This window comes from Leptospira limi (genome assembly GCF_026151395.1).
Taxonomy (GTDB): Bacteria; Spirochaetota; Leptospiria; order Leptospirales; family Leptospiraceae; genus Leptospira_A; species Leptospira_A limi.
Window position 1 is genome coordinate 223,634 of the sequence record NZ_JAMQPV010000003.1, and the last position, 11,457, is coordinate 235,090.

10 protein-coding genes are annotated in these 11,457 nt (G+C 34.9%); 4 read left to right on the forward strand and 6 right to left on the reverse strand.

What is annotated here, in order from left to right; translation table 11 throughout:
* Window positions 1–2: 2 nt before the first annotated feature.
* Window positions 3–1,118: an SGNH/GDSL hydrolase family protein gene (locus tag ND812_RS16235; RefSeq protein WP_265376398.1), complete on the reverse strand. Its 1,116-nt coding sequence runs from the start codon at window positions 1,116–1,118 to the stop codon at window positions 3–5.
* Window positions 1,119–1,163: 45 nt separating this feature from the next.
* Between ND812_RS16235 and ND812_RS16240 the strand changes: the two genes are divergently transcribed.
* Window positions 1,164–2,576 (forward strand): LA_3751/LA_3752 family putative glycosyltransferase, encoded by a 1,413-nt coding sequence (locus ND812_RS16240; RefSeq protein ID WP_265376399.1) that lies wholly within the window; start codon window positions 1,164–1,166, stop codon window positions 2,574–2,576.
* A 58-nt stretch (window positions 2,577–2,634) separates the two neighbouring features.
* Complete coding sequence (locus tag ND812_RS16245) at window positions 2,635–3,549, forward strand: hypothetical protein (protein ID WP_265376400.1); 915 nt, start codon at window positions 2,635–2,637, stop codon at window positions 3,547–3,549.
* Here the strand turns inward: ND812_RS16245 and ND812_RS16250 are convergent.
* Window positions 3,546–3,851 carry a hypothetical protein gene (locus ND812_RS16250; protein WP_265357105.1) on the reverse strand — a complete coding sequence of 102 codons (306 nt, stop codon included), beginning with the start codon at window positions 3,849–3,851 and terminating at the stop codon, window positions 3,546–3,548. The two genes, ND812_RS16245 and ND812_RS16250, sit on opposite strands and share 4 nt — an antisense overlap.
* Window positions 3,852–3,912: 61 nt before the next feature.
* On the opposite strand from ND812_RS16250, the gene ND812_RS16255 reads away from it, so the two are divergent.
* Both ND812_RS16255 and ND812_RS16260 read left to right on the forward strand, forming a co-directional pair.
* Window positions 3,913–4,245 (forward strand): STAS domain-containing protein, encoded by a 333-nt coding sequence (locus tag ND812_RS16255; protein ID WP_100716593.1) that lies wholly within the window; start codon window positions 3,913–3,915, stop codon window positions 4,243–4,245.
* Window positions 4,246–4,309: 64 nt separating this feature from the next.
* The gene (locus tag ND812_RS16260) at window positions 4,310–5,455 is read left to right on the forward strand and encodes a hypothetical protein (protein ID WP_265376401.1); all 1,146 of its coding nucleotides are present in this window, start codon (window positions 4,310–4,312) and stop codon (window positions 5,453–5,455) included.
* A gap of 18 nt (window positions 5,456–5,473) precedes the next feature.
* Here ND812_RS16260 and ND812_RS16265 read toward each other — a convergent pair whose 3' ends face one another.
* The 4 genes from ND812_RS16265 to ND812_RS16280 form a co-directional block, all read right to left on the reverse strand.
* Window positions 5,474–6,739: a hybrid sensor histidine kinase/response regulator gene (locus tag ND812_RS16265; protein WP_265376402.1), complete on the reverse strand. Its 1,266-nt coding sequence runs from the start codon at window positions 6,737–6,739 to the stop codon at window positions 5,474–5,476.
* 108 nt (window positions 6,740–6,847) lie between these two features.
* The gene (locus ND812_RS16270) at window positions 6,848–9,976 is read right to left on the reverse strand and encodes an HAD-IC family P-type ATPase (RefSeq protein WP_265376403.1); all 3,129 of its coding nucleotides are present in this window, start codon (window positions 9,974–9,976) and stop codon (window positions 6,848–6,850) included.
* Window positions 9,977–10,087: 111 nt separating this feature from the next.
* Window positions 10,088–10,483, reverse strand: a complete 396-nt coding sequence (locus ND812_RS16275; RefSeq protein ID WP_407658589.1) for a hypothetical protein — start codon at window positions 10,481–10,483, stop codon at window positions 10,088–10,090.
* Between the two features lie 39 nt (window positions 10,484–10,522).
* Complete coding sequence (locus ND812_RS16280; protein ID WP_265376405.1) at window positions 10,523–11,320, reverse strand: SDR family NAD(P)-dependent oxidoreductase; 798 nt, start codon at window positions 11,318–11,320, stop codon at window positions 10,523–10,525.
* Window positions 11,321–11,457 lie beyond the last annotated feature (137 nt).

Consider the following 11,457-nt stretch of genomic DNA (forward strand, 5'->3'; position numbering starts at 1 on the left):
AATTACATTGATTGTTTGATGGCATCTGCAATCAAACGATTTGCTTTTTCATTGAAGTGGATGTCTTCTTTTTGCAAAAGTTGATTTTGATTTCTAAAAATTTCACGCATATCAATCAATTGTATCTGGTTTGATTCGCTAAAAGTTCGTAATGCGAGAATGAATTCCGAATCCCCAACCAACCATTTTCTATCCATTGAGAATCCAATTTTTTCATACACAGCAAATCGTTTTGGATCAAATTCCACATCGAGTGGGATATAAATCATTGTAAACTTCTTATGATTTGTTTGTAAGTCTGAAAACAAATGTAACAAAATACGTTTCCATTTTTGGAAATTTTGATTGGATACTGAATTCACATCCAAGGATTCTTTGAAATAATTTGGACTGATGGAATATAAAGTTCGAAAGGAAGGAAATGTTTCCTCTCCCGTTTCTTCTTCATTGGAAGGTGGAGGACTTTGTTCTGATTGGTAATTGGTATTAGCAAACTTTTGAATCTCAATTTCCATTCTCTTTTGCACTGAATCAAAATATTGTTTTTTCAATACGAGCCAAGTGTAATTAGGGAGAAACAATCCCAAAACTTTTGTGGTCCATTTTTGTTTGTCTACAAAGTGGATATAATCAGGTGTCTCTCCTGTTTCATAAATATCATTGCCATACACAACTAGATATACATGTTCAAAAGGAATATGGTCTTTGATCTCTTGAAACATTGCATATTCATTTTCCAAGGTAAACCCAGGCATACTTACATTTGTCCATTGGCAGTTTGTTTCTCGATTTAGAATTTCCGAAAAAGTATCCTTCCAAAAAATACCAGAACCAAACGTTTGTGAATCTCCTAAAAATAATTCGTGGCAATTTGATTTGTCTTTTACAGTCGATTCACGAATTCCAAATTTCCCAATTTTACCAGGTTCCGGTACACCCTTTCTAAAAAATGGAATTGTTTGCTCTTTGGGATAATGGAAATATCCATAAGGCAAATTGTATTGGAATTGATTTTGGTCGAGCCAACGTAGTCCAAAAAATAGTACGACCATCACAGAAAGGAATAATCCCAGTTTTGACCAAGAACTTGATTTTGATTGAGGATCTACTTTTTTCATTGATGATACTTTGAATTGATTTAATTGTGTTAGTTTCGATTGCAAATGATCCATTCTAAAAAAGCAATAGGTTTCTTATATGGAGTTGGTTTTTTAGCCATCCTTTACATTTTCTTCAAAACAATTCCAACGATATCATTTTCCGATTTTTCCTTGTTTGAATGGCAATTGAAACAAGTTTTGAAAGGCTCTTTACATCTACCTTATCCTTTTATCACCACTGACCCGAACTTAGAATTTTTCCCCTTACCGAATGTATTCTTTCACCTAACAAATACCAACATCGATTCAACGTTTCCCAATTTATATCCCATCTTATTTTCTCCTTTTTATTGGATCGGAGGAAAAACAGGGATACAATTGATCCAACTCATCCTTTTCTTTTGGGCGATATGGCTCTTTTTTTCAATCAAACGAGACCATATACTCACTCTTATTCTTTTGTTTGGGTCTTCGATCTCGATTTATACCAATTTAATCCACGATTCAATTTTTATATTTTTCTTAGAAGTTCTCTTATTGTATAATCTCCAAAGACAAAACGTTACCTTCGCATCCTTACTGAGTTTGTTTTTAGTTTGGATGAGACCGGAATTTATTTTTGTCATTTGTTTACTTCCCTCTTATTTTGAATGGAAAAACATTTGGAAACAATACTTAATGTGGTTTGGTTTCTTTCTTTTTATTTTTCTCACTACCAATTTTATTTTATATTCTACCGTTTTACCCCTTCGGCTTTTTAAAAACTCCACATACCATTTGAACTCGGAAATCGTTGTTTATTTATTTCGATTGTTAATCGAACAAATCCCGGCATTCACTATATTTTTAATTTTAAGTGTTATTTCTGTTTTCCGAAAACAATTCAAATTACAATTTTTTATTTTAATTCTTTTTACTTGTGTGATCATACTATCCTCACCTAACACAGGAGGACACAATACACCTAGATATCTATTTTGTTTAGTTCCTTTTTACGTTCTGTCACTCCATTCCAATCTTTACGAAACATTACATCGAAATAATTTTGGTATCCTTATGGTATTACTCCTCACGATCTATTCTATCTACCAATGGCAATACCAAACAAAAGAATTGATTAAAATTTCAAAATTCCAATCCAATACATTGGTATGCTTAAACCAAATCCCTGAACAAACAATTGTATTTAATAATTCTGATTTTTCTTTTGTTGCCTTACCACTCAACGAACAAAACAAGAACCTATTTTTACTAAAGGAAAATCCAGAAGAGAATGCCTTTAGTTCATTTTTGGCTGGGAACCACATCCATTCCTTTGCGTTTGTCGAATTACCTCCATCACCCTATGCAATTCCCAATCCACTTGTGATTCCCAACTGTGACAACAATTGCCAATTCCGCATTGTGGACCAATACCCATTACCAAATGCAATGTTGCCAATTATGGTAACAAGTTTCCAAAGGGTATTCCCATGAAATTAATTTCTCGCTTGATTTCTGAAAAGAGACAACCCATCCTTTACCAGGTAAAAAAATGACTCAATCGAAACAATGCCCTAGCTGTGGTAGCACCAATATTTATCAAGAATCTGCAACCGTTTATCGGTGTTCTGATTGTTTCGACAAACTGCCATCAGGTGCCATTTACGACTCACCACCTCCGAAAGTTTATGGAACGCAAAAAAATTCAGATCCAACTAATTTTACAAAGTACAAATACATCATCATTTCTGTCGTTGTTGGGTGGATGATCCTTGGGAGTACATTCACTGCGTTATTCCAAAACATCACAACAACTTCTACGCAAGTAGACGAGAGTCAAAACACCATCATCGATCCAAACAACAATGCATCAGAATTCCATCCAGAAGGTGATTTTTATTACACAAATGAATTACCAGATACCATTGGAAATTCATACTTTGTAGGAACCTTTACCAATACGAGTGGATCTACCATACTCATGCCAAAATTCACTGTGACCTTATTCAATGAGGATGGGTCAACTATTGGCTCCAGTGATGGATATGGTGAAAAAAATCTAATCGCAAATAATGAATCTGTTATATTTGAAGTTTTGTGGTCCAAAATTCCAAAATACCATCATTACGAAATTTCAGTTACCGCATCAACTCATGAGGGAGATTTGAATCGACCCGATTTGATTCTAAAATCGATAGAACTAAAAAAAATAAAAAACAAAGGTACACTCCTAACGGGGAAAATCCAAAACCAAGGGACTTCCATTGCCAACTTTACTCGCATCAAATGTTTAATTATTGGAAGTGATAATTTGGTGAGTGATTATGGAACAGTTGTTTTAGAAAAAGAAGATTTTTTACCAAAGGAAACACAAAAGTTTTCCTTTGAATTTTACCGAACGAATGAATTCCCAACTTTATACTATTGTGAATCAGATGGCATGAATCAAGAAACAGGTGCAAACTAATCCCATTGTTTGTGAAGGACTTGGTAAAAGTTTTCGATGGATTTGTCTAAATTATGAGAACGCCAATAAGGATTATTTTCTAGAGAGATTTGCACATGTTTGACAACACTTCGAATGAAACTGGTTCTGTCGATTTTTGATCCACTTTCAAGTTTTTCAAATGTCGTTTGTCTGGCAGATAACTCTTTTTTCAGTGCAGAAGATATAACCAACACCGCATCATCTGTTGTTAGGCGGTGCTCCATCACAAGTAACTCGGCCGCTTCTTTGATCAATTTGATTTGGCGATTGCTTACAGACATAGGTAAGAAGCTATTCCAACAATTTGAATCCTAAAAAACAAGACAGAATTTGTCATTTGTCATGAAAAATTCTTTCAAATTTTCCAATACAGAAAAAAAAGAGAGAACATTGGCAGTAGTGATTCAAATCAAAAACGAAGATATTTCTTTCGATGGGTTGAGTGGGTTTCGTGAAAGGATTATGTCTACCATTCAAAATTCGAAAGAAGATGTTCAACTCGATTTTTCGGAGATCACTATGTCCTTGGATAGTGCAACCATCGGTGAATTGATGAAATACCACGCCGCACTTGAATCTCAAAATCTTCAATTAAAACTCTCTGGAGTTAATAAATTGATTCGAACTGTCTTCCGGCTCAACAAACTCGATACCATTTTACATTTAATCGATTAATCTACGGAAACGTACGAATTGAACCGAACATTTCTTCTTTAGCCGAATACTAACTTGTAAGAGTATGAAATTTGATTCCGTCATACTCGTTATGAAGCGAACATTTTTTCTATTTCTGATTTCCATTCTGCTCTTTAACAGTTGCGAAAAAAAAGAACCAACCTCTTATTTATGGCTCTTGGCACTTCTAGGATCAAACTCATCTCAAAATTCAAATTCAATTCCTGAAACTCCAAATCCCATCCAAGATCCAACAGTTCCCACAACAATCCATCTTACCATACTTACTCCACCTTCCACAGACGAACTTTGTCCGATGTATGGTGGAGTCTTTATCCAATACAAAAAAGGAGATCTTAAAACTTGTGCTCCTAATGAATTGAATGCAAATTGTGTTACGTTTTTATACAATGAAGATGGTTCCATCAAAACCACTGATCCTAGAAGTTTTGTTGGTCTTTCAATGGTGGAAGAACTAGAAGTACCTGCTGAAACGTATCCATTGAACTCCAAATCAAATTTGATCTGTTTTCGCCAAGAGTTCCCAAAAGACAAAGAACATGTCGAAATGTATAGTTTCCAATTGCAAACGAACAAATTAAAAAATATCCAATGTGAAACAAGTTGGAGTGAAAATCAATGTATTGATTTTTTTCCCATTTTTGGAAGAGCAGAATTTTTAATGCCGAAGGAATTTCCAATCCTTCCTAACGATGGTGATGGACATGCAGGATCACATACTCTCTTATTAAAATTTATCACCGAGGATTCCCTTTTTACAACCTGTACATTCTTTGGGAATGAACATCGTAAATTGGAAGGGTATGCAGAGAATGCATACATCGCTGGTAACCTTCAGAATGGAAGTGATCTTGGGAGTTGCAAACAATGTGAAACCAATTATTGTGGCACCACTAATCCAAACACAGGCCAACTTTATGATAGTAATCCCATCAACGTATTTCCTATTCCTGTAGGTACTTTGGTTACCATCCAAAAGGAATTGATTTTACAAGTGGTGAAAGGACAGGGCCCAGGCAAACACAGTGTTCGATGGAATATCAATGGATTCAACCAATGGATCCTTTCGAATCAAATGCCTATCTTTTTATCGAATAGTAATGTATTAATTGCATTTCTATTACCAATCTTAATCACAATGTTAGTGGTTGTAATAAAATTGCAAAAACGCCATAGACATAAACACTAAAAAAACTCCAACTTATGATTAGTTCATAGGTTGGATTGGTAAAGCAATTTGAAAGGCTACTTTGGTTTTCGGATTCCCATTCCAATCCAAATGGTCTTTCACATTAAAAATAGAAATTTTGCCATTATGTTTTTTGATGCAGGTATCAACATAACTCAATCCTAAGCCAAAGTCTAGAGTTCCATACTGTTCAAAAACATTTTTCGATAACCGATAAAATGGCTCAAAAATCAAATGCTCTGATTGAATTGGTATGCCAATCGTACCATCAAAATTTGGGATTGGTTCATTATATACAGCACATTTAAACCAATCCTGTTCCACTTTAATGATAACTGTTACAGTGGAATTTGGCACAGAGAATTTACAAGCATTTGTCATAATCTCTATAAATGATGTTTTAATACAGATTTCATTTACTAATAAAAATTTCACTGAATGGTTTTGATTGATCTCGCTGATAATAACATTGTGATTTTGAATTTTCAGAATGTATGAAATTTCTACGAGCCAAGTTTTTAATTCATGGTATAACTCTTGGATTGTGTATTTTTTTAGTGGTACATCTGAGCTTATCAATGAATCAATTTCCGCAAATTGATTTACAGACTTCTCTGCCATATCTGCATTTATTTGGATTAATTCCATTAACTCTGATTCGATTTTGTAAAATTTTCCATCGAACTCACTAGTATCTCGAATCATCTTTAAGATTGAAACCAAAGCACCAAATCCAGCACCTTGGCAAAAACTATGTTTTAAACTTTCAAATAGATTTTGGTTCTGTCTTTTGAATTTCCCTACAGATCCCATCTTTTCTTTCCATTGGATCCATTCCAGCTGGCCTTCTAATCTCAATTGTTGTTCTTTACGTGAGATTGTTTCAACACGTTTCATTCCGTAAAACTCTAATGCACGTTTTACTTTGATTGCGATTTCAAAATCTTGAATTGGTTTTATGATATAATCAAAAATCCCTAATTTCATCACTTTCACTATAAATTTTGGATCTGTATTTCCTGTGATCATAATGATAACAGGCTCAACATCATATGCATTTAAAGCGGTAATCAATTCTTCGCCATTCAATCCAGGCATTTCATGATCTGTAATGACAACAGGAAATGGATATTCTTGAAAATACTGCAAAGCAAGTTTGCCATCTTTTGCATGAACTACTTGGTAACCAAGTTCAGTAAGTTGCTTTTTTAAATAATAACCTAAAACTGCATCATCTTCTGCAACTAATATACGTTTCCCTTCCAAAATGGATCCTTTCTCCAACTCGATCCAATGAATCGGTTATGAGTCTATGAAAGTTATCTGGACCAGCATTTTATCAATGAAAACGAAAAGCTCGTACATTAACTAGTGTAATGCTTAAGAATGATTCTAAGTATACATTAGTTTTTTTCTTCTTAAGTATTTTAAAATTTCTGAATACAGTAACAAAACCACTGTTCCGTGAAAGGAAAATAAGTAAACATGAAACGGTAAAGGAGCAAAATAATAAATCGAACTTAAGGAAGTATAAAAAAATAAATAACATAATAGAAAAGAAAATCCAATTCCAAACCATATGATTTGATTTGAAAATAAATTCATTTGAAACACAGACTCAGTTTTAGATCTTTTACTTAAAACATTAGCAATTTGTACTGTAATTGTAGGAAAAAAGAATGCTGTTAATGATTGTAAATATTCAGGACTTGCTTTTGTCATATTCAATCCTTCTGGTGAAGTTGGCATCACACCACCACACTCTGTATACACGAAGTAAAAATAAGTACTAATACAAGCACCGAATAAGATCATTCCTTCTTTCAAATATGATCTGAGTATAAATCCTAGAGAAATTAATTTTTCATTTCGATTTCGCGGAGCCCGGTTCATAATTCCTTTTTCTGGAGGTTCTGATCCAAGTCCCATAGCTGGGATTAAGTCGGTCCCCACATCCACAGCAAGGACTCCCATCACTGTCATTAATAAAGGAAACCCTGGGAACATGGCCCAAAGTAAAAATGGAATTAATTCTTGTGGGTTAGAATTTAAAACATAAGCAGAGAATTTTCGTATATTATCGAATACACCTCTACCTTCTTCAATTGCGGATACAATGGTTGCAAAATCATCATCCACAATGATCATCCTTGCTGCTTCTTTCGCAACTTCCGTTCCTCTTTTCCCCATTGCAATTCCAATATCTGCTTTTTTCAAAGCGGGTCCATCGTTGACTCCATCTCCAGTGACCGCGACAATTTCACCTAACTCTTGCAATATGGTCACAATTCTTAATTTTTGAGACGGAGAGACACGTGCAAAAATTGGTTCTCCTTTTCTCACCCACTCCCTCAAACTTGTATCAGACATTTGATCCAACTGGACACCTGTTATTACAACAGGTTTATCTCCCCCAATTCCTATGGAGTGACCAACCGATTCCGCAGTCAAAGGATGATCTCCCGTGATCATGAGAATCCGAATCCCTGCTGTATGGCATTTTTTTATGGCTTCAGGTACCTTAGGCCGGATTGGATCTGCCAAACTACAATGGCCTAAATACACCATATTGGATTCAACATCCGATTCAGTTAATGAATCCAACGAATCAATGTTATTTGTGTACAGTTTATAAGAGAACGCTAAGATTCTATTTCCTAGTCTTGCCGAAGCATCGGAAGCAGTTTGTAATTTTTTCCTTTTCTCATCATCCAAAGGAACAACACTTCCATTTTCATAAACATGAGAACAAATTGAGAGAATTTCTCCAGGTCCTCCTTTTGCAAATGCTGTTGTAAAATTTTCTTTTGTTAGGATCACACTCATTCGTTTGCGAACAGAATCAAATCCATTGGTTAATATTCTTTTTCCAGATGTATTTACAATTCTTCCTGATGCCAAATACAACAAAGCTAACTCAGTTGGATCACCTAAAGGATTTGGTTCAAGCGAAGCATTATTACAATAATAACCACATTCGATTAATAATTGACTTCCTTCTAGTTTTGTTAAGTCATCAGGAGAAACATTCTTCGAATCAAAATAAACTTCAACAACACGCATTTGATTCTGAGTGAGTGTACCGGTTTTGTCGGAACAAATCACTGTTGTACAACCCAAGGTTTCCACACTCGACAAATCTTTTAGAATCGCATTTCGTTTTGCCATTCGTGAGACACCCAATGCAAGAGACAAAGTCACAGTAGGCAGTAATCCTTCAGGGACGTTTGCAACGAAGATCCCAATAAAAAATAAAAATGCTTGGACAAAACTAAGTCCAGCAACCCAATACCCAAGGATTAAAAAGATCACTCCAATGCTAAATGCAAATAATGAAATCGAAATGACAGTTTGTCTTAATTGGATTTGAAGTGGACTTTCGACTCTTTTAATTTTAGAAGTGAGTCCCGCAATTTGACCGATCTCTGTTGATTGGCCTGTTCCAAAGACGACAGCTTTTGTTTTGCCTTTGATCAGTGAACTCCCAGCAAAAAGAATGTTTGGCATCTCTAACCATAAAAACTTTCCTTCTAAAACGATTTCTCCTTCCGATTTATACCTCCTTGCAGAGGTGGATTCTCCTGTTAGGGAAGAATTGTCTACTTCTACATCTTCAGATTCAATGATCCGACAATCAGCAGGTACAATATCACCTTCTGCTAATACAATCAAATCACCAGGTACAATTTCATCAGCAGGAATCGTAACAATCTTACCGTCACGGATCACTGGACATTCATTTGCCAGTAACTTACGTAAGGCTTCAACTGCATGGTCAGATTTTGATTCTTGAAAAAATGAAAAAATACCATTGATGAGTACGACTATAAAAATTGCGACACCTAACTCTGGCATGTCGACTCCTGGAACAAAACAAAGCCCAGTTGCTACCCATAATAAAACAGCAAAAAGATTAAAAAAACTTTTGATGAATTTCCAAATCATGGGAACTGACTTTTCTTTTTCGATTACGTTTTTACCAAATGTTTGTAGTCGAACTTTTGCTTCTTTTTCAGTTAAGCCCAATTCTATGTCAGTTTGTAATTCAAATGCAATTTGTGCTTGGTTCAAGTTTTTATAACTTGGTTTCATGTTCACTTCGCCGCGTTGCACTACATCCAGAACCTCTGCTTCTTTTTTGCAGACCATTAGTTCGTCAAAAATTTGAGGCAAAAGAGAAGAAAGTCCATGTAACAATCGCAGATGAAGAGAAGGTAAGTTTTCTGGTATCATTTGGAATAATACCAACCTGATATTCTGTTCCCCTACAGAGATTCCTTTGGGGATTACAAATAAAAACAATTCGGGAGTTTTGATTTTTTTTGAACGAAAATGTGGGATAAGAATACTTTGTCCAATGGATTCAAACGTTTGGTTCGGAATCGAATGAAAATGGAATTGGATTTCTTCTTGGATTTCCAACTCTCTAATTTTACTTAATAATGCGGTGTGAACATCATCCCAAGTTTTTGAATCATTCAAAATTTGAATGGAATCAACATTTAAGTATTCCAGTAACATGGATCTATTTAGGCCTTAAAGGAACAAATTTCTATTCATTTTTTCCTTTCAAAGTTTTGATGCCAAAAAAAGTAAAATTACACTGTAAAGTGCAATTTTACTGACAATGGTTTATTCTTGGAAAATTTCCTTTGGTGCTTTTGGATAACGTTGTTGGATTCCTTCCCACCAAACATCTGTACTAAAAGCTGCTGATTCTGATATTTGCCATTTCCCATTATTTTTTTTGTACAATGCTTCTACATGGCAACAATCATAAGCTAAATCTTCAGCAAGTTCGATTTCTCTTCCATCTTTTCTTTTTGCAATTCCACGAAACCAAGCATAATCTCCAGAAACTTTGAAATGTTCGACTACAAAGATAAATTCCTGTTTGAATTTGTTGGACATTCTAGCTCGTAATAAATCAAGCAAATAGGTTCTCTCTATTTCATTACTTTTTGACTTAGTTTTGTAATCCAAAACAACATTCTGAGAAAATAGATTCACACTTAGGAAAACAAACATGAATAGGTAAAAAACTTTTTGTTTCAAAACACAAATCTCCTATCTTACTTTTACATTCTGTATCATTTTAAAAAACAATGAAGGAATTAATGTTTGTAAAAACAAACCAAACTTTTCTTTGATCCCGGCAATCACAACTTCACGTTGGTTATTGGCGACTGCATGAAGGATTCGATGTGCACATAATTGGACAGGTAATCCAGATTCAATCACAGAATCCATCTTTCCAGTGGAAGATCCATCACCTTGTAATGCATTTTTTGAAATATTGGTTTGAATAAAACCTGGATAAACCATTGTTACAAATACTCCCGATTTTTCCTCTTCCGCTCGTAACGAATGGAAAAAACCCACAAGAGCAAATTTTGATGCAGAATAGGCAGAACGTAAAGGACTTCCCATTTTTCCTGCAACACTTGAAATCACTGCAAAATGGATTGGTTTCTTAATTTCTGGTAGTATAGCGCGCGTTAATTCAACAGCACCGTAAAAGTTAGTATTCATGATCTTTTCGATCGTAGTTAAATTGGTTTCCCTTGTATAGGACCTTTGGCTAATCCCACCGTTATGGATGACTACCTTCGGTGTTCCATATTTTTTAAGACATCGTTTGGTAAAAATTGAAACTTGTTTATAGTTTTCAAGATCCAATTTTTCAATCGCGTATCTCCCTTTTTCGAGTCCAAGTTCTTTGGCAATTTGTTCCAAATCTTTTGTTTTTCGGGATGCGAGTAAGAGTTTTGCATTTTGTGCAGAAGCCTGTTTCACCAATTCTTTCCCAATCCCAGAAGAAGCACCTGTGATCCAAACCCATTCATCTCGGTAAAATTCGCTCATAGATTCCCCTTAATCCGAAAAAATAATTCTGAGAAAATTTTATACGTTAGGTATTTTTCACAACTTGTTTTTCTAAGAGTGAAAAGATTGTATCACCAAGGTTGGAAGTGATAGGAATTGGATGGTCTCTTCTTTGA